The organism is Pseudomonas sediminis (genome assembly GCF_039555755.1).
Lineage (GTDB): Bacteria > Pseudomonadota > Gammaproteobacteria > Pseudomonadales > Pseudomonadaceae > Aquipseudomonas > Aquipseudomonas mendocina_D.
Genome location: NZ_CP154631.1, coordinates 478,652 through 504,091, shown reverse-complemented (window position 1 = coordinate 504,091; position 25,440 = coordinate 478,652). Strand labels below are relative to the sequence as shown.

16 protein-coding genes and 1 pseudogene are annotated in these 25,440 nt (G+C 57.4%); 11 read left to right on the top strand and 6 right to left on the bottom strand.

All coding sequences use genetic code 11. The annotated features are described in order from the left end of the window. Positions 1–67: 67 nt before the first annotated feature. The gene (locus tag AAEQ75_RS02450) at positions 68–1,603 is read left to right on the top strand and encodes a hypothetical protein (RefSeq protein ID WP_343350784.1); all 1,536 of its coding nucleotides are present in this window, start codon (positions 68–70) and stop codon (positions 1,601–1,603) included. Positions 1,604–2,170: 567 nt separating this feature from the next. Further along, a complete protein-coding gene (locus AAEQ75_RS02445) occupies positions 2,171–3,040 on the top strand; it encodes a site-specific integrase (RefSeq protein ID WP_343350783.1) in 870 nt (289 codons plus the stop codon). Here AAEQ75_RS02445 and AAEQ75_RS02440 read toward each other — a convergent pair. Next, complete coding sequence (locus tag AAEQ75_RS02440; RefSeq protein WP_254299652.1) at positions 2,946–3,173, bottom strand: DUF4113 domain-containing protein; 228 nt, start codon at positions 3,171–3,173, stop codon at positions 2,946–2,948. The genes AAEQ75_RS02445 and AAEQ75_RS02440 overlap by 95 nt on opposite strands. 109 nt (positions 3,174–3,282) lie before the next feature. On the opposite strand from AAEQ75_RS02440, the gene AAEQ75_RS02435 reads away from it, so the two are divergent. Beyond that, complete coding sequence (locus AAEQ75_RS02435) at positions 3,283–3,909, top strand: HAD family hydrolase (RefSeq protein WP_148263421.1); 627 nt, start codon at positions 3,283–3,285, stop codon at positions 3,907–3,909. A 101-nt stretch (positions 3,910–4,010) separates the two neighbouring features. Here AAEQ75_RS02435 and AAEQ75_RS02430 read toward each other — a convergent pair. The 5 genes and pseudogenes from AAEQ75_RS02430 to AAEQ75_RS02410 form a co-directional block, all read right to left on the bottom strand. Then, positions 4,011–4,322: pseudogene (locus tag AAEQ75_RS02430) on the bottom strand (DDE-type integrase/transposase/recombinase); the annotation flags it as partial. Positions 4,323–4,333: 11 nt separating this feature from the next. Further along, the gene (locus tag AAEQ75_RS02425; RefSeq protein WP_430523451.1) at positions 4,334–5,362 is read right to left on the bottom strand and encodes a helix-turn-helix transcriptional regulator; all 1,029 of its coding nucleotides are present in this window, start codon (positions 5,360–5,362) and stop codon (positions 4,334–4,336) included. Positions 5,363–5,494: 132 nt separating this feature from the next. After that, positions 5,495–7,666 (bottom strand): AAA family ATPase, encoded by a 2,172-nt coding sequence (locus tag AAEQ75_RS02420; protein WP_343350782.1) that lies wholly within the window; start codon positions 7,664–7,666, stop codon positions 5,495–5,497. A 301-nt stretch (positions 7,667–7,967) separates the two neighbouring features. Further along, positions 7,968–8,360 carry a hypothetical protein gene (locus tag AAEQ75_RS02415; protein ID WP_343350781.1) on the bottom strand — a complete coding sequence of 131 codons (393 nt, stop codon included), beginning with the start codon at positions 8,358–8,360 and terminating at the stop codon, positions 7,968–7,970. A gap of 109 nt (positions 8,361–8,469) precedes the next feature. Beyond that, positions 8,470–9,345 carry a WYL domain-containing protein gene (locus tag AAEQ75_RS02410; protein WP_254299662.1) on the bottom strand — a complete coding sequence of 292 codons (876 nt, stop codon included), beginning with the start codon at positions 9,343–9,345 and terminating at the stop codon, positions 8,470–8,472. 146 nt (positions 9,346–9,491) lie between these two features. Here AAEQ75_RS02410 and AAEQ75_RS02405 point away from each other — a divergent pair, with 146 nt between their 5' ends. From AAEQ75_RS02405 to AAEQ75_RS02370, 8 genes are all read left to right on the top strand, one after another. Continuing rightward, positions 9,492–9,764 (top strand): hypothetical protein, encoded by a 273-nt coding sequence (locus AAEQ75_RS02405; protein ID WP_343350780.1) that lies wholly within the window; start codon positions 9,492–9,494, stop codon positions 9,762–9,764. A gap of 75 nt (positions 9,765–9,839) precedes the next feature. Then, positions 9,840–10,481 (top strand): peptidase M15, encoded by a 642-nt coding sequence (locus AAEQ75_RS02400; RefSeq protein ID WP_343350779.1) that lies wholly within the window; start codon positions 9,840–9,842, stop codon positions 10,479–10,481. Between the two features lie 243 nt (positions 10,482–10,724). Next, entirely contained in the window at positions 10,725–12,641 is a 1,917-nt protein-coding gene (locus tag AAEQ75_RS02395) for a type I restriction-modification system subunit M (RefSeq protein WP_343350778.1), read from the top strand. Beyond that, positions 12,631–13,923, top strand: coding sequence for a restriction endonuclease subunit S (locus AAEQ75_RS02390; RefSeq protein WP_343350777.1), 1,293 nt, complete (start codon positions 12,631–12,633; stop codon positions 13,921–13,923). Before AAEQ75_RS02395 ends, AAEQ75_RS02390 begins: the two co-directional genes overlap by 11 nt. Then, on the top strand, positions 13,913–15,754 hold the full coding sequence (locus tag AAEQ75_RS02385) for an McrB family protein (RefSeq protein WP_013983900.1): 1,842 nt from the start codon (positions 13,913–13,915) through the stop codon (positions 15,752–15,754). The genes AAEQ75_RS02390 and AAEQ75_RS02385 overlap by 11 nt, the downstream gene beginning before the upstream one ends. Before the next feature lie 5 nt (positions 15,755–15,759). Next, positions 15,760–17,058, top strand: coding sequence for an McrC family protein (locus tag AAEQ75_RS02380; protein WP_343350776.1), 1,299 nt, complete (start codon positions 15,760–15,762; stop codon positions 17,056–17,058). 41 nt (positions 17,059–17,099) lie between these two features. Then, the gene (locus AAEQ75_RS02375; protein WP_254299672.1) at positions 17,100–21,872 is read left to right on the top strand and encodes a DUF3320 domain-containing protein; all 4,773 of its coding nucleotides are present in this window, start codon (positions 17,100–17,102) and stop codon (positions 21,870–21,872) included. Positions 21,873–21,956: 84 nt separating this feature from the next. After that, positions 21,957–25,058, top strand: a complete 3,102-nt coding sequence (locus AAEQ75_RS02370) for a type I restriction endonuclease subunit R (protein ID WP_343350775.1) — start codon at positions 21,957–21,959, stop codon at positions 25,056–25,058. Positions 25,059–25,440: the final 382 nt, after the last annotated feature.

Sequence of the window (25,440 nt, the reverse complement as noted above, 5' to 3'; positions counted from 1 at the left end):
GCTCAGAACATGCATCGAACACCGTACGCAACGATGGCGGACGGAGCTGATCCAGAGAGAGGCAGTTATGGAAAAACAGGTACTTGGAGTTTTGCAGAACTTCCATTGCGAGGGGTTCTATGTCACCCCGGACATCCCGCGTAAGAAAGCTGAAAATGCCTATGCGTCGTACGGTATGCCCGCTTCGGTCAACGTGTATGCCATTGTCGACGCCACCGTCTTTGGGTCGGCCAAGAATGGCCTGGCGTTTACCTCCGAAGGCCTGTTCTGGAAAAACGACTGGACCACCACCTCGGCGAAAACCCACATGTCGTGGGACGAGTTCAAGTCCACCGCCCAGTTGCGCGCCGTCAAAGGTTCTGAACTGCTGCTGGGCAACGCCTGCGCCTTCGGCATGGCAGGCTCAGGCATGAAGCCTAAGGTCCTGCTGCAACTGATGGAAAAGCTGGCGCAGCAGTTGCAGGAGCGTGTCGAACACATGGAGCCAGCCGCCGTGGCTGAGGTGGCGGATCCCGTTGCCAACCAGGTGCCGGGCGTGCGCGATGGCGCACCCGTCAGCGCCAACCCGGCCGCAGTCGTTGCCCCCGCACCGCAGGCCGCGGAGCCCAGTCGCGAGCCGGCCTTCGAAGGCAGCTACCAGCAGGAGCACCTGCAGATCGTCAATGCGGTGGCAAAGCGGCACCGGCTGTCCCGACAGATCCAGATCGCACCTGCCATCAAGGTCTACAAGGTCCAGAAAGTCATCGAGATTTCGGCGGGGCAGATCAAGCCCTACGATATCCTAATGATCGCCGACAACACCTTCCTGCAGACCGCCAAGGATTTCCTGGTCGTGACCGCCCAGGCCGTCTGGGCCAAAGGCACGCTCAGAAAGCTCGAGCACTTCCCGATCAGCGAAATCCGCAGCATCCGTTGTGAAGAGAAAAACCTCTACATCAACGACTACGACTTCCAGTTCTTCGATCAGTTTTCAGAAAACGAAGTGCTGGTAATGACCAATATGCTAAAGGAGCTGGTCGTGGCGCTGTGCAACCGGGGGCCGTCGTCGGCCGCCGACGAACCACAACTGCCCCGCGTGCTGGACGACGTGCTGTCCGCTGTGTACGACGACGTGATCGGCGATGTCGTTTCCCGCCTGCAGATGGAGGGTAATCCCCAGGGCCGGCAACTCGTCGCCGCACTGACCGACTGCTGTTTCGGCGCCTTCTATGCGGTGGAAACCCACCTGGGGAATCGCAGCCCGGACCGTGCGGAACTGCTGGGGCAGTACTTGTTGGCGCAAACCTTGTCCACCGTGCTCGCGCTCAGGAACAGCGACGAACTGTGGAGCAGCCTCGAACTCCAGGTCACGTACATGATGATTCAGGGCCGGCTTATTGTTCGGGTATTCCAGCAGGCCGAGCGGGCACGTATCACCATGCTTTCTGATCACAACTGGTATGTGCAGGTTCTCCGAAGCGTGATGGAGGCCGACACCCTGGATCAGGGACTGGAAGCGCTGCAGCAGGTGCTCGGCTATCTGACCCCGGCCAAGGAACAGGCGCTTGGCTGCGCGTTCGAGTGCGCCGAAGACGTTCAGGAGTTGTTTTACAGAGCGCTGTGAATCACAGTCTCTGGCTCTGAGGAGTTTGAGTTGATGATTTAGAGGCGCTGGTGGGCCAGGGAAGAGCAAGCAGCCCAGCTGAGTCGCTCAGCGCTTTCTAAATCTTATCTCTGATAATGTGCGTGGCTCGTGGTTGCTTGTGTAACCAGGCACGTAATCGACCTTCCGCTGCTGGCCGACTCTGTTGAAAAAGTCGGTGTCGTCTAGGTCCGCTGGCGTGAAGTCGAAAACTCGCGCTTGATGTGTCGCTATGCGAAATATGAGGCTATTTCAATGCCGGAATTGGCTCAGATTTCAATTAAAACTGCCTATTTTCGCGGACAAGAATTGAAGTGGATTTGTTTAACAGGGCCGACCGATAGCCGCCATATCTCAGTTACATATACACGTCAGGTTTCATCTTCAATCAACGAACCTATGTCCACGCAGGACAAGGCTGTCTGCCTTGACGCTCACTCGATCTTCGTTATGTAAAAATAATTGATTATCCTGTTGCGATAGCTTTTGCTCATTGAGCATGCTGGTTATGTGCGAGCTCCTTCGTACGTATAAGAAAGAAGAATCAGCATGAACACAGAGACCCAAAATGCTTACCGCTCACTAGCGAATCACTTCTACGCCAATCGTTTGCCCGATATCCCGGTCAGTGAGCTAAATGAGGTCAGTATCATTGGTGCTTTATTGAGGGCTGCGCCTGAATATCGGCCCGACTATTTCAGGCGGTTGCGCAATGCACTCGCGCTGGATCAAAAGCTCCGGAATCACTTCTGGATTGCCCAGGAAATCAATCGGACACTCAACCCTGTTACCGTTTTGGGCCTGCCTCGCAAACGCCAGCAGGCTCGGCGGCAGAGAATTTCTGATGAAGAGCTTGGGCGCTGGGTCAAGGAGCTGTTAGCAAAGGAGCAGGTGGTTGAGGCGGGGGCCCTTTTGTTGATCAGTATGACAGGCGCGCGCCCTTGTGAACTCAGTGGCATCAGCGTCAATGGCAATCGCATCGTGATTCCTGGCGCGAAACACAGCCATGGCGGTCTGCGTGGTGCTGACCGAGTGCTTGAAGCCAGTGAGGATTTCTGCAGGCTGGTAAGCAATGCTCTTGAGGCTTTCCATTCTCAAGGCAGGAGCTTGGACTCAATCCGAATAGCGATCCATCGCGCGGCTCTTGAGACCTTTCCTCGTAAAAAGGTGCCGAGTATGTACACGTTGCGCCACCAGTTCGGATCAAACCTCAAGGCATCGGGACTGTCGCGGGTCGAAATTGCTTATGTGATGGGTCATCAAGCGACGGACTCTATTGCTCGATATGGTGATAAACGATTTGGCCGCGCCGAGGCTGTTCAGGTCAGGCCTGCGTGCGAAGCAGACTTATCGAAAGTTCGAACAACACATGCTGCATACGCTCGATCTCGTGCGAAGGCCATGCGCATTGATTGCTGATTGTCGAGCTCACCGGGCGTCGACCTTCAGTAGATCTCTCCCGTCGAATGCTCCGTTCGGCTGTTTTGGCCGGGCGCCTCGGCCGCTGCGTCCCTCGTCCCCAGCGTCCGTTAATGGTGTCCAGCGTACTCATCAGTCGCTCGGTCTTGGCTGGCTGCTCCGGGGAAAACAGGACAGGCGTAGAACAAGCCAGGCAATTCGGCGAAGATCAGGTTGTCCCTAACGCTCAGATAGGAATACCCGTGCCCCGCGTAAAAGCCGTGATTCTCGATGCCTTTGGAACTGTCCTGAAAATCCACAAAGGCTGCCATCCCTACAGGCAGGTACTGAAGATTGGTAGGCTGCGAGGTCGAGGCGTTCGTGCTGACGATGCCAAGATCATTATGACGAATCCGCTGAGCCTTGAAGCGGCGGCGGCTCATTTCGGAATCGCACTTTTGCCCTCTGAGCTGGAGCGGATTCAAGCAGAGCTAGATTCAGAGCTCCAGCGTATCGAACCCTACGAGGACGCACTGCTAGCTATCGAAGCACTGCAGTCAGCGGGCATAAAAGTCGCGATCTGCTCGAACCTCGCCCTTCCGTACCGGGAGCCGATAGAACGTCTCTTTCCCGGCCTGGACGGATACGGCTACAGTTTCGAGGTTGGAGCGCTGAAGCCAGACACTAGGATCTACCGGTACGTGATTGACCAACTCGGCGTCGCTGCCCATGAGACATGGATGATCGGAGACTCACAGCAGTGTGACCGGGATGGGCCAACTAAATTTGGCATTAAAGGTCATTATCTCGACCGATGCCATACACGTACCGAGGGTTTTGCAGAGCTCCGCTCATTTATACGAGTTGTTCTAAATTCAAATAAATCATGAATAATCTACCCGGATTATGCTCGCGTAGATGGTAAGGAGTGTCTTGCAACCGGGAGGGAGCAGTGCTTGGCCACTCCTCTTCCTCGATATACCAGGCGAATAAATCCGCTCGTGCTTGCTTCATCACGAGTTCGATACGACTGATGGGCAACACGCTCCCGTTTGAGCTGACCGAAGAAGCCTTCAAAGGCAGCATTGTCGCCGAAATGCCAGACTGCGTTCATGCTGCAGGCCGGCGTGTTGCGATTCAGAAAGGGCTGCTAGTCAGCACTGGTGAATTGGCTACCGCGAGCCGAATGCAGGATCACTGACCAGTCACCCTGGCGCTGCCAGATTGCCATCTCCACCGCTCGGATCACCATCTGCCGATCCTGACGGTGATGCATCGAACAACCAACCACCAGCTTGCTGTAGAACCCTTCAATCAACTGTTAGGCACTTGCTCATGCAGCTCTAGAGCCGCCCGTAGTCGTTGCTGGATCTCGTCTCTGAGACCCAGTGGTTGTTGTATCTGAATGGATCCAGCGTGGGACAAAATCCACCACTTCAGCTCCCAGCTGTCATTCACCGTGGCGGTTAGTCGTGAGCCTTCATCTTCTGTGACCAGCAGCATGTCGTGGGATATGGGCGCCTCTTGCAGCAGGCGCGCGAGTCCTGCGCTGATCCAGGCTTCGAGCTTGATCTTCTCGTGGGTTCCAAACTGCATGGCGCCACTATCGACATAGTCCTGCAGGTCAAACCCTTCCGGCTTGAAGCATTGAGTCGGCAATCCACGTGCCTCTTCGAAACGATGAACAACGAACTGACGGATGTCGTCGAAGGGTTCGGCGCTGGCTATGAGGTAGGTAGTGTGGGCTCGCTGAACCAAGCCCAGTGGGTTAAGGGTGAAGTTGTGATATTGATTCTTGTGGGCTGAGTAGTAGCGGCAGCTGAGCTGGGTATCGTTCATCAGCGCTTGCTGAATCACGTCGAGAAGGTCGGCGTTGATTTCTGGAGGGATTTGCGTGAGTTCTGGCTGCACGCTGGCCACCTTGTCCAGCCAGCGAGCCGAAGGGTTTTCTTCGCTCATGGCTTCCAGCTTTTGCCGGGCCAGGTTGAAACGCGGCTCAAGCGTTTTCAGCATAAAAGCCGGTATCAAGGGGCGAATGCTGCCTTCTACCAGCCGCAAGGTCAGGGCTTCACCAAGGGTGATGCCTGGAAGCTCGGCGCTTTTTCCGGGCATCCAGTGCCAACCGTAGGGCATGCCTTTGTTATTGCATTGCAGGGGGAACAGCCTAGAAAGCTCTACCAGATCACGTTCAATGGTGCGCTTTGTGGTTTCGTGCCCTGCGTCACCGAGTAGGCGTTGTAACTCAAGCGTTGTGATCCCAGGCCCCTTGGGCGGCAGCAGCTTGAGCAGTTCCCATTGGCGGGTCAGTGTGCTGCGGCTGGTGGCTGATGGCACAGCGGGCATCCTTGTCTGGAAGTGTCTAATTGGCATCATGCCCAGCCCCGGTATTCCAAGCAACTGCATCATAGGGATGCCCTGACACCAACAAATCAGCAGTAGGTTCAGCAACCTCACGGCTGCCGAACCTTCCAGGACCTACCACTCGGCAAAGCCAATGGCTCTCATATTGCTGGCGCTTTTCAGGCTGCTCTCAGCCAGCAGCGCATCAATCACTTGATTGGCGTCCGTGAAGGGGTTGAAGCGAGCGCGTCTGGCCACCAGTGCAAAATCACCCGGTGTAAGGCAACTTTGTCTGAGTAGCCGGGCGAGCTTAAGGCTGTCCGGTTTCTTCAAGCCCATCTGGTGTAGATGCTGGCGAAGCAGTTGAGTGATTTGCTCGGCAGTGAGGTAGCCAAAACTAATCTTCAAGTCGAAACGCCGCAGGGCCGCTTCGTCGAGGTTATCCATCAGGTTGGTGGAGGCGATAAAGAGGCCACGGTAGCTTTCCATCTGTGTCAGCATTTCGTTTACCGCACTGATCTCCCAGCTATGCCGTGCGTTGCGCCGGTCCTGCAGAAAACTGTCCACCTCATCGAGCAGCAGGATCGCATCATCGTCGTTGGCCTGCTCAAATGCCCGGGCGAAGTTTTGCTCGGTCATTCCCACATAAGGTGAAATCAGGTCGGATGCACGGCGGGTCAGCAGTGGCTTGCCGAGTTGCTGCGCCAGCCAGTGACCAAATGCGGTCTTGCCGGTACCGGGAGGGCCGTAAAAGCACAGGCGCGCTTCGCCATGATTACGCAGCCCACCTAAGAGCTGATCGAGCGGTACATCGGTATTGGCCAGTTCTGGGCTGTAAAACGCAGGCAAGGTCTGCATGCGACCCTGGCCAAGACGCGGAAAGCCCTGGGCTTGCAGCGTGGCATTGACCAGGAACTCAACAGTGGTGTCCAGATTGGTCGCGTTTGTCTGATCCTGAATACTCGCCACGCTCATCGCCCGTGTGATGACGGCTGGCATCAACTGTTCATGGTTCGCCAGCTTGTCGATCAACGGCTGGCTGAGCCGATTGTGGCTGGCGCTGCGAATGATGTTCTCACGCTGTCGCCGCGGCGGGTTTTCCAGCCTGAGAACAAGGTCGAAACGCCGAATATAGGCATTGTCCAGGGCATGGATGTTATTGGTGAGCCAGAAGCAGGGGATGGGGTTCTCCTCCAGCATGCGATTGATCCAGCCCTTCTGCCGCTCCTGGCCCGCCAGCATGGCCAGCTCGCTGCTGCCACTGAACAGGTCTTCAATCTCATCCAGCACCAGCAGCGTCTTTTGCTGGCCGAGTACGCACATCGCTGAGCGAAGGGCGCACAGCCGTCCGCGGCGATCAATCGGGTCGCCATTGTTATCCGTGCAGGCAATCTCATAGAGCTCGGCGCATAGTTCGTTTGCCAGCATGCGGGTGAGCTGACTCTTGCCTGTGCCGGGCGGGCCGTAGATCAGAATGTTCACCCCCAGCTTCTTCTCCTCCAGTACCTGTTGCAGATAGGGGCGGGCGATACTCAGGGGCACACTGAGGTGGGTAAAGTCGTCGGCACGCAACACGCTATCAGGGGCGGGACGAAAGGCGCTCTGAAAGAGTCCGATGGCACTGCCCTGATGGTGACGTACTGAAAACAGCAGGTCTTTGTTGTTAAAGCCCAGCAAATCAGACAGGTGATTTCGCGCACTGCTGCGCAGGTTGGTTTCAATCAAGCCCGACTGCACCAGACGACCCTCTGCCGAAAGCCGCACGCGAATGTCATTCTGCGGGACGTCCAGCAGGATGCTCAGAATCCTCGTGAGGCGGTTAAAGCCGATGTAGCCGAGCTGGTTGCAGCAGTCGTCCAGCAGAGTGTCCGTATTCATCAGTGAGCAGAAGCCGATCAGCTTCTGCTCAATTTCATCCAGGCCAATTAGCCGCGCGAGGTTCTCCAGATTTGCCTGGAGGTTGTCTGGCAGTGAGGGGTTAGGGAAGGCTTTGTCGAAAAGCTTGCGCTCCGCACGCAGCGCGGCCAGCGTGCGTTCGTGGAAGCTAGGTTTGCGCGCTTTTTTTGAGGGCCCGGATCTATGGGTGAGAAAGACCGGTACCGGCACCGCGTCTTCATCATCACTGTCGTCATCTTCAATCAGCCAGTAGACCCCCAGCTCACGGGCGACATCATCATCACTGAAGCAGCAGTGGTTGATAAAGCCACGATGGCCAGAACAGTCGAGCATCAACTTGAACATCCACGCTATAGCCAGCGGGCATGTGTCTTGACTGTGGGGGCCGGATTTGCGGGTGGGCTTTGGCATGGCGAGTTCTCCTTTGACCATGGAGGCATTCTTGCAACACCTTGCGACGTAATGTGTCGCGAGCCGTGACGGGTTAAATCGTCTGACTCGAAGAGGTCTGCGTCAGGGGAATTTGGTCACCTCGGGCGTTGTCTATCCGGCCGCTGAGCTATCGGCTATTGCCCACAGCGTTTGGAGCGAGGGTGATGCATATCAACCCTCAACTCAGCCTTGAGGAGGGGGACTGGGGGATTGCCGGCCTGGCTGGTAAGACATTGCCGCAACTGATTGTTTGAAAGCTTTAGGGTTAGAGCTGCCGAGTTCAACCTTTATCTGTCGCCTTCACGCGAATGATTTTGCGCGCAACGGCCAGGCTTACCAGCCAGCTGATCAGCTGGGCATAGTTGATGTCTTCCGGTGTTGCGATCTGTTTGCGGGCCTCCTCAAGGCTCGCCAACATCGCGCGCATGGCATGAGCGTCCAAGGTATGCGTTTGCCCCGCCCTGGACATTAACGTGACGGGTTCAAGCAAGGCGTCGAATGCATCCTGCTGAATCAACAAGCGCGACAGATTGTTCAACTGCTCCTGCAAATGTTCAGGCGGTTCGGAATGGCTGAGAAAGCCAGCCAGGCTGATAATTCGACGACCTAAGCGCTTGGTATTCGAGGTTTCCTGCAGGAGTGATTCGAGGTTTTCCTTGATCAGGCTATCCATGGTGCTGCTCCCTTGAGAGTGAGCAGCCATGCTGGACTCCGCCCGCGACGAAATGTGACGCGGGCTTATTTTCTTTTCGGCAGAGCCCGTTAGTGGAAGAGGGCTCTGGCTAGTGGTAGAGCCACCCCTGCAACTCATCCAGATTCACCACCACAATTTGCTGCGCCGTCGCTTTGGCATGCACCTTGGTCGGATCGATCTGATAGCGCTGCAATACGTACTGCACCAATGCGCCGCGTGTTTCGATCACCAGTCGGCCATCCTGCATACCGTAGTCGGTTTCGATGATGGCTTGCTGCTCGGGCTTCAGGCGGGAGTCGGGTTCAATGATGACCTGCACCTGGGTAGTCCAACCCGGGTCTTGCTCGCGGGTATTTTCGGTTTTGTCGTCCATCAACTCCGGCACACCACGAAAGCGGCTTAACACAAAGTCGCGGTAATCCCTGTTCTTCTCGCAATAGGCGCGCACATGCCAGCGCATGCCGGTGTAGATCAGCGTGTGCGGGGCGATCAGACGCGTTTCAGCGTCAGGCGTGGTGAACGAAACATACTCACATTCCAGGCGTAGGCCGTTGCGGCAGGCGCGAAGAAGGGGGCGTAACAATTCCGGGCGCACGGTGCGATCCGGCACCTGTAGCACTTCGGTATGCGCATAGGCCAATGCCAGCCCTTCGATGTGAGGGGCGCGGTCATGATTTTGGTTGAGCAGGTGTAGGTAGGCGCTGGCACTGTCATCAATAAACAGTGGCTTGAAGTGGCTGCTCGGTACATACCCCTTCAAATGCTTGTCATATTCCAGGTTCTGCGGCGCGTACTCGGAAATGTACGAGTTGATGTCCTTCGACGCCTGTTGCCGGCTGATGCCGAAGCTCTGCATCAGATGACCTGTAGTCAGACGCCCCTCCCACCAGGCCACCGTCTCGATCAAACGGTAGCGCAGTGCCAGATCCCAGCGAACCGACGTGATTTCCTGCTTACGCTTCATAGCCTCTCCATCTGCTCGAAAACTTTACCTGTACAGGTAAACACTCTGGATGTGTCGCTTAAAGCTACATACCTTGATGCTGTCGTTCAAGCCCGCTGCAACAGGGCGGGCTGGTAAAGGGAGAGCAAAGCGTGTTTGGACTTGGGATGTCGTGGCTCGTTATGGGCATTTGCATGCTGCTTGTGCAAGGAGCTGGTATTGCCCTGTATTGGCAGCTCCTTAAGCGGCGTGAAGCGCTCGCCAGCTTGCAAAACTTACAGGCCCAGTTGAAGCAGTCGCTGATGCGGGTTTATCAGCAAGAGGATGAAATACGCGAGCTGACTGCTGGCCTGCGGGCGGAAAAAGCACATGTCGAGCAATTACAGCGCCAGCTTGAGTTTGCCCAAGAGCAGGCGAGGCAGATACATCACAACGGCTAATTACCCGCAGACAAATCAACAAGGTTTGGGTACAACCTCTGGCTGTGAATGACTAGTCACAAGGAGTACATCAGGATGAATAAACCAGTATCGGTGCAGGCCCTGGAAGATTTGGGTCGGGTCAGGCTCTCCGAGAGCTTCTTCATGCGTGATTTCCTCTACTCGGAAATCAGCCAGATCGCCGGTATCCCGAATATCCCCGACTTCCCCGACCGCGCTATCGAGGCCGGCCGCCAGCTCTGCGAACAGTTGCTGGAGCCCCTGCAAGACCGCTTCGGCCGTATCGCCATTCGCTCGGCGTATCGCTCGCCGGCGGTAAATGCCAAGGGAGCGGAAGATGGCAACAACTGCGCGAAGAACGAAAGCAACTACGCCGAGCATATCTGGGACTACCCGGATGCAGAAGGCCACCTCGGGGCAACTGCCTGCATCGTAGTGCCGGCCTTGTTGCCCTGGTACGACCAGACCGGCGACTGGACGGCGCTGGCCTGGTGGATTCACGACAACCTGCCCTACGCGAACCAGTACTGGTTCCCCAAACTGGCCGCTTTCAACCTGAACTGGAGCGCCAATCCGCAGGTGTTGCCTAGCATCAATACCTATGTCACCAACCCGCACACTGGGGACAAAAAAGCGCTGGTGCATAAGGGTGTGGCCACCTTGGGTGTTGCCGAGCGCAAGATTATCGTCGAGCCGTGGCTGAATACGTTGGGCTGAGCAGAGGCTTTGCTGCATCGCGGGGCTGAAAATTGCGTGGCGCAGCTTTACCCCTTCATTATCAATGGATAAGGTGACGGTCATCGCAAATATGGCAGTTCGCGGCATCCAGGGATGGCCTTCCTAAAGCGCTGCGGCAATCGTCGCATGCCGCTGCGCCCCCTCTGATTCCCGTCTTGATTGTCACCCAGGTTTGAATTGGGCTGGCTCGCCTCAGTGGCGGGCTACCGTGGAGTGTTGTGCATGAATGAGTTGGAGCAGGGTCTGCTGGCCCTGGTGCCGGTGGATGGTTCGAGCATTGGCAATCAGTCGCTGTTGGAGCGCTTGAAGGGGCAGTTGCCAGAGTTGAATGAAGACGCTTTCTGGGCCGCTCGCGATGCCCTGATTGAACAGGGGGTACTGGTCAAAGGCCGTGGCCGCGGTGGTTCGGTCCTGCGCGCGCCAGCCTCGGGCAGCAGCCTGGCCGATCAGGTGTTGAACAAGGCGCGTGAGCGCATGGCTCCGGTGAACACTGAAGAAGTCTCTGCTGGTTATGTGGTGCAAGCCGCCGCAGCGGTGAAAAAAGCCAAAGCGCCCAAGCAGCAGGCCACCAGTATCGAGGCCATGGAGAAAACCCTCTGGGCCACCGCCGACAAGCTGCGCGCCAATATGGACGCCGCCGAGTACAAGCACATCGTGCTCGGGCTGATCTTCCTCAAGTACATCTCCGACAGCTTCGCCGGCCGCCGCGCCGAGCTTACGCACAAGCTGCTGGATGAAAACGACGACTACTATCTGGGCGACGATGATCCGGAGGCGCTTAACGCCGAGCTGGAAGACCGCGACTACTACCGCGAGGTCAACGTGTTCTGGGTGCCGGAAGTGGCGCGCTGGGAGTCGATCCGCGCCGCCGCCAAACAGGTGGATATCGGCAAGCGCATCGACGATGCCCTGACCGCCATCGAGGCGGAAAACCCACGGCTGAAAAACATCCTCGACAAACGCTATGCCCGCGCTCAGTTGCCAGACGGCAAGCTCGGCGAGCTGGTGGATTTGATCTCCACCATCGGCTTTGGTGATGACACCGGCAAAGCCCGCGATCTGCTCGGCCAGGTGTATGAATACTTCCTCGGCCAGTTCGCCAGCGCCGAAGGCAAGCGCGGCGGGCAGTTCTATACGCCGGCCAGCATCGTCAAAACCCTGGTGGCGGTGCTTAACCCGCACTACGGCAAGGTCTACGACCCGTGCTGCGGCTCGGGCGGCATGTTTGTGCAATCCGAGAAATTTATCGAAGCCCACGGCGGCAAGCTGGGCGATGTGTCCATCTACGGCCAGGAAGCCAACCCCACCACCTGGCGCCTGGCGGCGATGAACCTGGCCATTCGCGGCATCGACTTCAACCTCGGCAAAGAGCCGGCCGACACCTTTGTGCGCAACCAGCACTCGGACCTGCGCGCCGACTTTGTGCTGGCCAACCCGCCGTTCAATATCAGCGACTGGTGGCACGGCAGCCTGGAAGGCGACCCGCGCTGGGTGTATGGCACACCGCCGCAAGGCAACGCCAACTACGCCTGGCTGCAACATATGCTCTACCACCTCAAGCCCAGCGGCCGTGCCGGCATCGTCCTGGCCAACGGCTCGATGAGTTCCAGCCAGAACAGCGAAGGCGAGATCCGCAAAGCCATGGTCGAGGCCGACGTAGTGGAAGTCATGGTCGCGCTGCCCGGCCAGTTGTTCTTCAACACGCAGATTCCCGCCTGCCTGTGGTTCCTCGCCAAACAGAAAACCGCCCGCCCCGGTGAAGTGCTGTTTATCGACGCACGCAAACTCGGCACCAGCGTGAGCCGAGTGCAGATCGAGCTGACTGACGCCGATATCGAACGCATCGCCCAGACCGTTGCCAAGTGGCGCGGCGAGCCGCTGGATATGGGCGGTGAGATTGCCGAGTACCAGGACATCGCCGGCTTCTGCCGCAGCGTCAAACTGGCGGAAATTGCCGAGCACGGCCATGTGCTGACACCGGGCCGCTATGTCGGTGCCGAAGAGGTGGAAGATGACGACGAAGCCTTTGCCGAGAAGATGCAACGGCTGACGAGGCAGTTGGGCGAGCAGATGCAGAAGGGGGCGGAGCTCGATCAGTTGATCCGGCAGAAACTGGGGGGGCTGGGGTATGAGTTCTGAGTGGCAACCAACCAGCCTCGGAGCAATATGCAGTGCTCAAGGTGGAGCGATTCAGACAGGCCCCTTTGGTAGTCAGTTGCACACATCGGACTACAAGGAGATTGGGGTACCTGTCGTGATGCCGACCAATATTGGCGATGGTGGTATCGCGGTTGAAGGAATTGCGCGAATTGGTCAAGAGGATGTCGAGAGGCTTCAGCAGCATAAGCTGCAGTTGGATGACATAGTTTTCAGTCGCCGTGGTGATGTGACGAAGAATGCTTTGGTGCGTGCTCATGAGGCCGGCTGGCTCTGTGGAACAGGTTGCCTCAAAGTTCGGCTGGGAGATCAGAGTATTGCTGATGCCAAATTCATTTCTTACTGCTTACGCCTGCCCGATACGAAGGAATGGCTGATCCGACATGCCGTTGGGGGCACGATGCCCAACCTTAATACAGGCATTCTTTCGGCTGTTCCGATCACATTACCGCCGCTTTCGGTGCAACTAGAAATTGCAGAAATACTTGGTGCCCTGGACGACCGCATCACCCTGCTACGTGAAACCAACGCCACTCTGGAAGCCATCGCCCAGGCGCTGTTCAAATCTTGGTTCGTCGATTTCGACCCTGTGCGCGCCAAGGCCGAAGGCTGCCAGCCGGAGGGCATGAACGCCCCCACCGCCGCCCTGTTCCCTGACAGCTTCGAAGAGTCCGAACTGGGCTTGGTGCCTAAGGGATGGGAAATTGGGCAGCTCCAAGATTTATTGGTTTTGCAGCGTGGTTTTGATCTCCCGGCGGCAGAGCGTACCGAAGGGCAATACCCCTTGATTGCTGCCAGCGGTCCTAGTGGTACACATCACATCGCCATGGCTAAGGGCCCTGGTGTGATCACTGGACGTTCGGGAGTACTTGGTAAGGTCTTTCTGACACTCGAAGACTACTGGCCACTCAATACAACTCTGTGGGTAAAAGAGTTTAAGCGGGCGACACCGTGTTTTGCGTTTCAGCTTCTGAAGCTCCTCGACTTTGGATCGTTCAACGCTGGCTCTGCAGTGCCTACGTTAAACCGTAATCACATCCACTCACTTAAGTACGTCTTACCGCCGGTTGAATTGGTGGGCGCTTACGAGGACGCAGCTCTAGTGATCCATGAGCGCGTGCTGGAAAACAACCGCCAAGCCCAAACCCTCACCCAACTCCGCGACACCGTCTTACCCCGCCTGATCTCCGGCCAACTGCGCCTGCCCGAAGCAATGGCGCAGATTTCGGAAAGCACTGCCCAGGAGCTTCAGTATGCAAATTGAAGGATTGATTAGCGAAGCCGCCCTGCAGCGCGTTTTGGCGGAAGCCGATGGCCCGCAGGTGCGCTACTGGGTGTTGGCTGTGCTCGCTGCCATTCGTGAGCGATTCCCGCGCTGCGACTTTTATGTGCTCAACCACAGCAATCAAAGTGAGGATGAGCCGCGTATCTATATCGGCATCGGTGTGCGCCGGCCAGATACCGCTTCTGGCAGAAATGCGCTGATCCTGGTGGCCAAGAACAACACGGCGTACCTCGGTTTTCAGCGTAAAGGTCAGTTTGACGAGAAGTATCGGGGGCATGTGTTCACCGAGCGCCTGTCGGCCGAGCAACACACGGATCTGGCTGAGGTAAAGCGCTGGCTGGAGCAATTGGATCAAGCGCTTGATACCGATGATCGCCGGGCTTTACAGGGAGAGGCGCGCACAGTGGACGATTATTTGAGCTCAGACTCCGCTATGCCGTTGGCAGCCGCCGTCGCAGATGCGCCAAGCGCTAGCACCGTGCAGCCCAGCCTTAACCAGATCCTTTTTGGCCCGCCGGGAACCGGTAAAACCTACGCCACTATTGATCATGCTCTGGCCATTCTCGACCCTGGATTCATGATAGCGAATAAAGGGGACGATGAGGGCGCGCGCGAGCGGCTAAAAACACGTTTCGATCAGCTGGCGAAAGAGGGGCGCGTGCGTTTTGTGACCTTTCACCAGAGCTTTAGCTACGAGGATTTCGTTGAGGGCCTGCGTGCTGGCTGCGACGACGAAGGTCAGCTGGAGTATCGCGTGGAGCCGGGTGTGCTCAAACGCTTGTGTGCGGATGCTGAAAGAGGAGCAAGTGCTGAAAACGACCCCTTTGAGAAGGCTTTTGAACGCCTGAAGGATCGCCTGGAAAGTACGGGCGAACGCATTGTTGCGCAAACCGTCAGGGGGCGCCGTTTTGCATTCGAGTATGTGGGCGGTGAGACGTTTCGGATTTTCCCTGAGGAGTCTCAGGAACAGAAATTTCCCTATCGTGCGGCGCTCGGCGATATCCGCCGGCTTCATCGCACCGGCGACAAGAGCAGCATGCACAATGCGTCTTACGTGCAGGGCATTCTGCAATACCTGCGGGATGAGTGCGGCTTGCCGGAGTATGTTGCTGAGCTGCCGGCAGAACGTGAGCGCCCGAAGTATGTGTTGATCATCGATGAAATAAACCGTGGCAATGTTTCGCGGATCTTCGGTGAGCTGATCACCTTGATTGAAGAATCAAAGCGGGCTGGTCGAAAGGAGCATCTGGAGGTCACGCTTCCATATTCAAAGGAGCGATTCAGCGTTCCTGATAACGTCTATCTGATCGGCACCATGAACACGGCTGACCGCTCGTTGGCTGGTTTGGATATCGCCTTGCGCCGACGCTTTGTGTTCCGCGAGATGCCGCCGCGACCTGACTTGCTTAAGGAAGTGCTGGTGCAGGGGCTGAACATTGGCCAACTGCTGGAGAAGATGAATCAGCGCATTGAGGTGCTGCTGGATCGTGATCATGCCCTGGGGCATGCCTACTTTATGTCGCTGAAAGATGACAGCTCGCTGGCACGCTTGGAGCTGATTTTCCGTAACCAGATTCTGCCGTTGTTGCAGGAGTACTTCTTTGAGGATTGGCAGCGTATCGGTTGGGTGTTGAATGACCAGAACGCTAGCGCTAATGGCACGGCCCCCTTTATTCGTCGCCCGCAAAGTGAGCTGAATCTTGCCGATCTGTTTGGTAGTGGCGTAGCTGAGAAACTTACGGATCAGCGTTGGGAGCTGAATCATCAGGCATTCAGCTCCCTGGCCAGTTATCAGAACATTGTGGGCTGACTGCAGTGGCCAGCCAGCAGATCACCATTCGCGAGTACGGCCAGCTGACCACCGATGCGGTTGGCTGGTCGCTTGATTTGGCGCAGGTCTCACCCAGTGCGTTCGATTGGCTGTGTGAGCTAAGCGCCCGCTTTAACCGTAATGGTGCCACGCTGCTGCAGGTTGAAGGGCGCAGCTCGCTAAAGTGGGACAGCTACGTGGGTGTGCTGGAAACGCCCTGTGGCACGCGACTCGAAATTCTGCCAAAGCACCATGAGCAAGACGATTGCTTGCTGAAGAGCCGGCGGCTGCTGCGTAAGCTGATTCAAAGTGCCTTGCAGCTAAAACCCCGTGAGGCCTCGGTGGCCAGCCTGGAGCTGTTCGATGCGCCACTCAGCGAGTGGGTGATGGGGCAGTTTCTCGCGGAGCTGGATCTGCTGGTGAAGCGTGGCGTGCGCTTCGACTACCAGCGTATCGAGGAGGAACAGCGTTTTCTCCGTGGGCAGCTCAACGTGGTGGCGCAGATGCGCCAGCCGCCGGGGCGCCAGCATCACTTCCAGATTCGTCACGACGTGTTCCTGCCAGACCGTGCCGAGAACCGTTTGCTCAAGCTGGCGCTGGAGCAGGTGGCCAAGAGTACGCAGGATGCCGCCAACTGGCGTCTGGCCAACGAGCTGCGCGCCATGCTGGCCGAGGTGCCGTCTAGCAAGCAGCTGAGCCAGGACCTACGTGCCTGGAGCCGTGACCGGCTGATGGCGCATTATCAGGCAATAAAGCCCTGGTGTGAGCTGATCCTCAACCAGCAGATGCCGATTGCAGTGAGTGGCGAGTGGCGGGGCATGAGTCTGCTGTTCCCGATGGAGAAACTCTTCGAGTGTTATGTGGAGGGCTGGCTGCGTAAGCAGTTAGTGCCTACTGCGCGCTTAACCAGTCAGGCCAGCCGCGCCTACCTGTGTGAGCATGACCAGGGGCGGATGTTCTGTTTAAAGCCCGATCTGCTGATCGATACGGCTGAACAGCGGTGGATTCTCGATACCAAGTGGAAGCGGGTGGATACCCATAAGTCGGATAAGAACTACGACTTGAGTCAGAGCGATTTCTATCAGCTTTTTGCCTACGGTCATAAGTACCGAGATAAAGGTGTACCCCAGCTGGTGCTGATATACCCGTATTGGTCGGGTCTGCGGACAGCGCTACCGGTGTTTGATTTCGGCGAGGATATGCGGTTGTGGGTTTTGCCTTTTGATCTGGATGCCGATTGCTTGGTAGATGCGGAGAAAGCGACTTTACCTTTGAACCTCGCCTCATTTGCTCGCGCCAGCTAGGCACATCTTTCTATACACGAAACGCGATTAAAGAGATTTCTATGAGCTCAGGGATCAGCCAGAAGCTACAGAGCAGCCGTAAAGAGCTGCTGGATATCGGGCTTCGCAACAACATGCTCAACTTCCGCAAAACAGCGAAGACCTTGATGGTCGTCGATGAGCTGTCCGAGGAGGTTTTTAACATTCTCTATCGCCAGGAAAAGGCCATGACCTTTGCGCCGATGGCGCGCAAGAAACTGGCTGAACTGGCAAAGGCTACAAAGCCGGAGGAAGCAGAGGCTGACACTGCCAGTGACGCAGAGTTGCTGCACGAACTGGATAGCCTGGACTGGTCCAGCGTCGCTGACGAGGGCGATGAGGATGAATCAGGCAGGGCCCGTCGCCATCTAGATACCCGCTTGCAGACGGCCATCGATGATGAGCGTCTGTTCCTGCAGCTGTTGAAGATCCACACCGAGGCTAAAGGCTTTATCGAGGAGCAGGGGGTGAACACGCTGTTCCTGGCCCTGGGCTTTTTGCATTGGTACGAAGCGGATAGCTCGGAAAATCTGCGCAAGGCCCCTCTGATACTGCTGCCGGTCAGCCTTGAGCGCAGCGGCGCCAAAGATGCCTTCAAGCTGAAGTATTCGGGTGACGAGCTGATGGCGAACCTTTCTCTGGTTGCCAAGCTGAAGACTGACTTCGGCCTGGATATGGCCGCCTGCGGGTTTGACGAGGACAGCTTCGCCACCGATGAGCGCAGTCTTGAGCGCTTCTATGGTGAAGTGGCTGATGTGATCAGCAAGCAGTCACGCTGGAAGGTCGCCAGTAACGAGATCGCCCTGGGTTTCTTTTCCTTCGGCAAGTTTTTGATGTTCAAGGATCTTGACCCGAAGAGCTGGCCGGAAGAGAAACAACCGGACGCCAATGGCGTGATGATGCGTCTGCTGGGCTCAGGCTTCGGGGATAGGCCCGCAGCGTATCCAGAAGATGTAAACATCGACTCGGTGATCAAGCCGGGCGATGTGCGTTTTGTGAAGGACGCCGACAGTAGCCAGACCGAGGCGATTCTGGAGGTGCGCGAGGGTTCCAATCTGGTAATCCAGGGGCCGCCCGGCACAGGCAAGTCGCAGACGATCACCAACATCATCGCGGAGCTGATCGGCCAGAAGAAAACGGTGCTGTTCGTTGCCGAGAAGATGGCCGCGCTCGAGGTGGTCAAGCGTCGTCTGGATGAGAGCCATCTGGGCGATGCTGTCCTTGAGTTGCATAGCCACAAGGCCACCAAGCAGTCTGTGCTCAAGGAACTGGGGCGCACTCTGGATCAGGGGCGACCACTGACCAAGGTCGGTGAGGAGGATCTTGCGAGCTTGAAAGAGCTACAAGATGCTCTTAACCAGTATTGCGAGGCTGTGAGCTCCTCCGCAGGAGCAAGCGGTTTGCCCTTTGTTGACGTCCTCGGCCGCTACCTGAAACTGAAACGAGTTCATGCAGGGTTGCCGGTCATTTCTTTTGCGCCTATGGCGGCCTGGAGTTTTGCCGAGCAGCAAAAGCGGCGAGCGTTGGTTGAGGAGCTGGTGCTGCACCTTGAGGAAATGGGGCGCCCCGACCGGAACGTCTTCTGGGGAAGTCAGCGCACCTTCTTCTCGCCTATCGAGCAGAGCAGTGCAAATGATGCACTGCAGCTGGCGAGCTCCCATCTCAGTGCATTGCAGGCGGCTGCTGCCGCACTTTCTGAACGGTTAATGCTGACTCAGCCCGCCACCCTGGCAGATGTGGATGTGGTTTGCCGGGCTGCTCGGCGTGCTGCCGAGGCTCCGCGACTGGAGGGTGTCCAGCTATCTACAGGTGAGTGGCAGTCAAGACGTGATGTCATTCGCGAACTGCTGGAGGCAGGAGAGCGTATGACGGCGTGCCGCACTCGGCATGACAGCCAGTTGATCGACGCTGCTTGGGAGCAGGACCTGCTGGATGTCCGGCAGAGCCTTCAGGCGTACGGCGACAAGTGGTGGAAGATCTTTTCGGGGCGCTTCCGTGCAGCCCGGGCGCGTCTGCAGGGGCTCGCTCGGGAAGCATTGCCCAAGACCAATGCGGGTATGCTGGAGCTGGTGGACTCGGTACTGACCTATCAGCAGTGCAAGAAGGTGTATGACCAGCATGAGGCATTGGGTAGCGCGTTGTTCGGTGCCCAATGGCAGCGCCAGAAAACGGATTGGGCAGTACTTGAGCGTTTGAGTGCCTGGGTAATCAAGCTGCATGACGATCTGGGAAATGGACAGATTCCCCAAGGCATCATCGCCTTTCTGGCCGGGCATGCCGATGCCAGTGGCTTGGGGGATGCGGTAAGCGCAATAGAACAGCATGTTGCCGGGTTGGACAAGGCGCTACTCAGTGCGCTTGAGGTGACCGGCATGCAGGCGGAAAACGCCAACGCTGACGTGAGAAAGCTCGGTCTGGCGGCTCTAGGGGAGCGTTTACGACAGTGGCAGGGAGGACTGACCGCGCTTTACCAGATGGCGCGGTTCAATGTCCTGGCGCAGCAGGTGCGCGACATTAAGCTCGACGAGTTGCTAGAAATTGCCATCAGCAGTGATGAGCCCAGGCAGCTAACTGCCATTTTGGACTTCTCCTGGTATTCGGGGCTGGTGCAGCGGGTCTATGCCGAGAAACCAGCGTTGCAGCAGTTCGACCGCATTAAACATGAGCACCAGATCGCGCGGTTCAAATCCCTCGATCTGGCTTCGCTCAATCATGCGCAAACGCACTTGGCTAAACAGGTCTGGGAGGGGATGCCCAATATCAATCAGCCTGGGGAAATGGCTGTCCTGCGCGCTGAACTGAACAAGAAGCGCCGGCATATCCCGATCAGGCAGCTGATTGAGAAGGCGGGGCGGGCGATTCAGCAGATCAAGCCTGTTTTCATGATGAGCCCCATGTCGATCGCGAACTTTCTACCTCCAGGAAAGCTGGAGTTCGATGTGGTGGTCTTCGACGAAGCCTCCCAGGTGAAGGCTGTCGATGCATTCGGCGCCATCATGCGCGGTAAGCAGGTGGTTGTGGTCGGGGATACCCGGCAGATGCCCCCTACCGATTTCTTCAGCCGTGATGTCGAGTTGGATGACGAGGATGCGGCGACCGCCGACATTGAAAGCATCTTGAGCATGTTTAAGGCCGCAGGTAGCCAGGAGCGCTATCTCCGCTGGCACTACAGAAGCCGGCATGAGTCGTTGATCGCGGTTTCCAACGTCGAGTTCTACGACAGCAAGCTGGTGGTGTTCCCCTCTGCGGGCCAGCATCCGCATGCCAGTGGAGTGAGCTTCGATTATCTGCCGGATGCGCTATATGACCGGGGGCGAACCCGCACCAACAAGGGTGAGGCCAAGGCTGTTGCGCAGGCCGTTATGCAGCACGCGATCCAAACGCCAGAGCTATCGCTGGGGGTTGCTGCATTTAGTGTGGCGCAGCGAGACCTGATCCAGGTTGAGATCGAGTTGCTGCGCCGGCAGATGCCTGAGGCCGAGGCGTTTTTCACTTCGCAAGGGAGCGAGCCGTTCTTCGTCAAGAACTTGGAGAACATCCAGGGGGATGAGCGGGACAAGATCTTCATCAGCATCGGCTATGGACGTAACGAGTCCGGCCGAATTGCCAGGGAGTTTGGCCCGTTGAACCGCGAGGGCGGGCACCGTCGACTCAATGTTCTGATCACTCGCGCCAAATTGGCGATGCGTGTTTTCTGCAACTTCAGGGCTGACGAGCTTGAGCTCGATGCGGGGGCCAGTCTCGGAGTGAGAGCGTTGAAAAACTTCCTCAAGTACGCCGAGACGGGTGTGCTTGAAGTCGCACGAGAGACAGGCAAGGCGGCAGATTCGCCGTTTGAGCTGGAGGTAATAGAGGCGTTGCGGGAAAGGAACTACGAGGTGGAGCCGCAGGTAGGCACCGCGGGCTACTTTATCGACATCGCAGTCAAGGATCCTGACTATCCGGGGCGCTATGTTCTGGCTATCGAATGTGATGGCGCTGCATATCACAGCTCACGGTCTGCACGTGATCGAGATCGTTTGCGGCAGGGCGTTTTGGAAGGGTTGGGCTGGAACTTCCACCGGATCTGGAGTACGGATTGGTTCCGCAATCCCCAACAGGAAATCATTCGCGCCGTAGCGGCCATTGAGGCGGCCCGCGCGAGGATAGCGGAGGGGCGTCATGCGCTTCCTCAGGTGGCGCCAGAACCGAAGCATGAGATTGTTCGAGGAGCACCGGCAGAAGAGACAGTACCGAGTTCAAGCCAACCATACGTGAAGGCTCGACTGACTCCGGTGGTATCGATGACCGAGTTGCACCAGGAAAAGCCAGAACGATTGATGCAGATGATCCGGACTGTGGTTGAGGTTGAAGCACCAGTGCATGCCAGTGAGGTGACGCGGCGGGTTATGGAGGCCTATGGAGTGGCCCGGGCAGGTGCAAGGATTACCAGCGTTGTGGATGAAGCCATTCGCCTCGGAGTTCGGCAGGGCGTGTACCGTGGCCATGGCAGCTTTTTATATTGCGCGGATAGCCGGCCGGTCCCGATTCGCAGTCGTGCTCATTTGGAATCGGCGGAGCGAAAAATTGAGTGGGTTGCTCCGGAGGAGTTGGATCAGGCATTACTGGAAACGGTAAATCTTGGTTTCTCTATGGGGCGCGAAGATGCAATTTCTGGTGCACTCGGGCTGCTGGGTTTCGGGCGAGCGACATCGAAGATTGCGGGCATCCTTGAGGAGAGAATAGGTGCGCTTGCCGCTCAAGGGCGATTGCAAGTGATTGATGGGGTAGTCAAGGCAGCCGTTAATTTAGGTTAGATGGTCCGTTACCGCGACTGTAATCGACTAAGCGAATCGTATTGAGCTTGCAGAGGTGCCAGGTAAGGCTCGTTAAGGACGGATATGACCGAAGATCAATTGGAACAGGAAACACTCGGCTGGCTCAGTGAGGTGGGGTACGCGCATCTGTATGGCCCGAATATCGCCTACGACGGCGATAACCCCGAGCGCGAGAGCTATCGCGACGTGCTCTTGACCATGCGCCTGCGCACGGCCATCGCTCGACTCAATCCGCAGGTCCCGCTGGCGGCGCGTGAGGACGCCTTACGGCAGATCCTGGAGTTGGGCGTGCCGGTGCAGCTGTCGGCCAATCGCCTGTTCCATCGTCTGCTGGTCGGCGGTGTGCCGGTGCAATACCAGAAGGGCGGTGAGACCCGCGGTGATTTCGTGCGGTTGATCGACTGGGCTGATGTGCGAGCCAACGAGTGGCTGGCGATCAACCAGTTCAGCATCCAGGGGCCGAAACATACACGCCGGCCGGACATCATCCTGTTCGTCAACGGCCTGCCGCTGGTGCTGCTGGAGCTGAAGAACCCTGCGGATGTGAATGCCGACCTGGTCAAGGCGTTCGACCAGCTCCAGACCTACAAGGAGCAGATTCCTGACGTCTTTCACTACAACGAGATTCTGGTTATCAGCGATGGCAGTGAGGCGCGCATGGGCTCCTTGTCGGCAGACTGGGAGCGGTTTGCTCGCTGGCGCACCATCGACGGCGTGACGGTTGATCCGCTTGGTGAGTTCAACGAGCTGGAGACGCTGGTGCGTGGTGTATTGCAGCCGGCGACGCTGCTGGATTACCTGCGCTACTTCGTACTGTTCGAGGATGATGGTCGGCTGGTGAAGAAGATCGCCGGCTATCACCAGTTCCATGCCGTGCGTGCGGCGATCCAACAGGTGGTCAGCGCTTCGCGCCCCGGCGGCACGCATAAGGGAGGGGTGGTCTGGCATACCCAGGGCTCGGGCAAGAGCATCACCATGACCTGCTTCGCCGCCCGTGTGATGCAGGAAGCGGCGATGGAGAACCCGACCATCGTGGTGATCACCGACCGCAATGACCTGGACGGCCAGTTGTTCGGCGTGTTCTCGCTGTCGCAGGATCTGCTGCGTGAACAGCCGGTGCAGGTGGCCACCCGTGGTGACTTGCGCGAGAAACTGGCCAACCGCCCCAGTGGCGGCATTGTCTTTGCCACCATCCAGAAGTTCATGCCGGGCGAGGATGAAGACAGCTTCCCAGTGTTGTCCGCACGCTCGAATATCGTGGTGGTGGCCGACGAGGCGCACCGCACCCAGTACGGCTTCAGTGCTTCGCTGAAGGTGCCGGACCTTAAGGTGGCGGAGGCCAGTGCTCGATATCAGGTGGGTTATGCCCAGCACCTGCGCGACGCTCTGCCCAACGCTACCTTCGTGGCCTTTACCGGTACGCCGGTGTCCAGCGAAGACCGTGATACCCGGGCGGTATTCGGCGACTACATCCACGTCTACGACATGCAGCAGGCCAAGGAAGATGGCGCCACCGTGGCCATCTACTACGAGTCGCGGCTGGCCAAGTTGTCGCTCAAAGACTCGGAGCTGGCGCACATCGACGACGAGGTCGACGAGCTGGCCGAAGATGAGGAAGAGGATCAGCAGTCGCGCTTGAAGTCGCGCTGGGCCGCGTTGGAAAAAGTCGTGGGGGCCGAGCCGCGTATCAAGAGCGTGGCGGCCGATCTGGTGGCGCACTTCGAGGAGCGCAACCAGGCGCAAAGCGGCAAGGCCATGGTGGTGGCCATGAGTCGCGAGATCTGCGTGCACCTGTACAACGAGATCATCGCTCTGCGCCCCGAATGGCACGACGAGGACCCGGAGAAGGGCGCGGTGAAGATCGTTATGACCGGTAGCGCATCGGACAAGGCACTGCTGCGCCCGCATATTTATCCCGGCCAGGTGAAGAAACGCTTGGAGAAGCGTTTCAAGGATCCTGCTGATCCGCTGCAACTGGTGATAGTCCGCGACATGTGGCTGACTGGCTTCGATGCGCCTTGCGTGCATACCCTGTATGTCGACAAACCGATGAAGGGCCACAATCTGATGCAGGCCATCGCCCGGGTGAACCGGGTGTTCAAGGACAAGCAGGGTGGCCTGGTGGTGGATTACATCGGCATTGCCAACGAACTGAAGGCGGCGCTCAAGGAGTACACCGCCAGCAAGGGCAGGGGGCGGCCCACCGTCGATGCGTACGAAGCCTACGCGGTGCTGGAGGAAAAGCTCGATGTGTTGCGCAGCCTGCTGCACGGCTTTGACTACAGCGATTTCCTGACCGGCGGGCACAAGCTGCTGGCCGGTGCTGCCAACCATGTGCTGGGGCTGGAGGACGGCAAAAAGCGCTTTGCTGACAATGCGTTGGCCATGAGCAAGGCTTTTACCCTGTGCTGCACCCTGGACGAGGCCAAGGCGGTACGTGAGGAAGTGGCTTTCCTGCAGGCCATCAAGGTGCTGCTGACGAAGCGCGAGATCAGCGCCAAGAAAAAGACCGATGAAGAGCGCGAGCTAGCCATCCGCCAGATCATCGGAAATGCAGTTGTCTCTGGGGATGTCGTTGATGTGTTCGCGGCGGTTGGCTTGGACAAGCCCAATATCGGCCTGCTGGATGACGAGTTCCTCGCCGAGGTGCGCAACCTGCCGGAGAAGAACCTCGCCGTTGAGTTGCTGGAGCGCCTGCTGGAAGGCGAGATCAAGAGCAAGTTCGCCAGCAATCTGGCCCAGGAGAAGAAGTTCTCTGAACTGCTCGATAGCGTAATCAAGCGCTACCAGAACCGTTCCATCGAAACCGCCCAGGTCATCGAAGAGCTGATCGAGATGGCCAAGAAGTTCGCCGCTGCCAGCAAGCGCGGTGACCAGTTGGGGCTGAATGACGATGAATTGGCTTTCTACGATGCCTTGGCTAATAACGAAGCTTCGGTACGTGAGCTGGGTGACGAGATTCTCGCCAAGATTGCCCATGAACTCACCGACAGCCTGCGCCAGAACGTAACGGTCGATTGGAGTAATCGAGACAGTGTGCGTGCCAAACTGAGGCTTTTGGTTAAGCGCATCCTGCGCAAATACAAATACCCGCCGGATCAGCAGGAGGAGGCGGCGCAGCTGGTACTGGCGCAGGCGGAGACGCTGTGTGAGGCGTGGATGTAGTTGTGCCTCAGCGTGTTGAGGTCGATTTGACCAAGCGTAAGCTGACGTGGAAGCGGTGGAAGTATGTTGGCGGTCTCGGTCTAAGTCATGCCAAGCCATGCTCCGCATCGAATGACCAGCCACTCACCTGCGGCGAGTGAAAAGCTGCTTTTTGACAACAAAGCCTGTCGCTGCGCGAAGGCAGTCGACCATTTTGCTCCTTTGCTCGGTTTCGCTTCACATTCGTTACGCTGACCTCACAAACGATCAAAACGCCCAACTGCCCCATACTTGAAGATTTCAAGTATGGGGGGAGGGGGCGTACTTGAAGAATCGCCTGGACGGCTGCTTCAAGTACGCCCCTCCCGTGTATTTGTTGTCAAAGTCAAAGCTTAGCCAGCCC

Excerpts from the sequence above, each read along its gene's own strand:
- AAEQ75_RS02390 (WP_343350777.1), top strand. The coding sequence starts at position 12,631 with ATGAGTTCTGAGTGGCAACCAACCAGCCTCGGAGCAATATGCAGTGCT.
- AAEQ75_RS02405 (WP_343350780.1), top strand. The coding sequence starts at position 9,492 with ATGTCGTGGCTCGTTATGGGCATTTGCATGCTGCTTGTGCAAGGAGCT.
- AAEQ75_RS02450 (WP_343350784.1), top strand. The coding sequence starts at position 68 with ATGGAAAAACAGGTACTTGGAGTTTTGCAGAACTTCCATTGCGAGGGG.
- AAEQ75_RS02375 (WP_254299672.1), top strand. The coding sequence starts at position 17,100 with ATGAGCTCAGGGATCAGCCAGAAGCTACAGAGCAGCCGTAAAGAGCTG.
- AAEQ75_RS02420 (WP_343350782.1), bottom strand. The coding sequence starts at position 7,666 with ATGCCAAAGCCCACCCGCAAATCCGGCCCCCACAGTCAAGACACATGC.
- AAEQ75_RS02410 (WP_254299662.1), bottom strand. The coding sequence starts at position 9,345 with ATGAAGCGTAAGCAGGAAATCACGTCGGTTCGCTGGGATCTGGCACTG.
- AAEQ75_RS02400 (WP_343350779.1), top strand. The coding sequence starts at position 9,840 with ATGAATAAACCAGTATCGGTGCAGGCCCTGGAAGATTTGGGTCGGGTC.
- AAEQ75_RS02425 (WP_430523451.1), bottom strand. The coding sequence starts at position 5,362 with ATGCCCGCTGTGCCATCAGCCACCAGCCGCAGCACACTGACCCGCCAA.
- AAEQ75_RS02385 (WP_013983900.1), top strand. The coding sequence starts at position 13,913 with ATGCAAATTGAAGGATTGATTAGCGAAGCCGCCCTGCAGCGCGTTTTG.
- AAEQ75_RS02440 (WP_254299652.1), bottom strand. The coding sequence starts at position 3,173 with ATGAGTACGCTGGACACCATTAACGGACGCTGGGGACGAGGGACGCAG.
- AAEQ75_RS02445 (WP_343350783.1), top strand. The coding sequence starts at position 2,171 with ATGAACACAGAGACCCAAAATGCTTACCGCTCACTAGCGAATCACTTC.
- AAEQ75_RS02395 (WP_343350778.1), top strand. The coding sequence starts at position 10,725 with ATGAATGAGTTGGAGCAGGGTCTGCTGGCCCTGGTGCCGGTGGATGGT.
- AAEQ75_RS02370 (WP_343350775.1), top strand. The coding sequence starts at position 21,957 with ATGACCGAAGATCAATTGGAACAGGAAACACTCGGCTGGCTCAGTGAG.
- AAEQ75_RS02415 (WP_343350781.1), bottom strand. The coding sequence starts at position 8,360 with ATGGATAGCCTGATCAAGGAAAACCTCGAATCACTCCTGCAGGAAACC.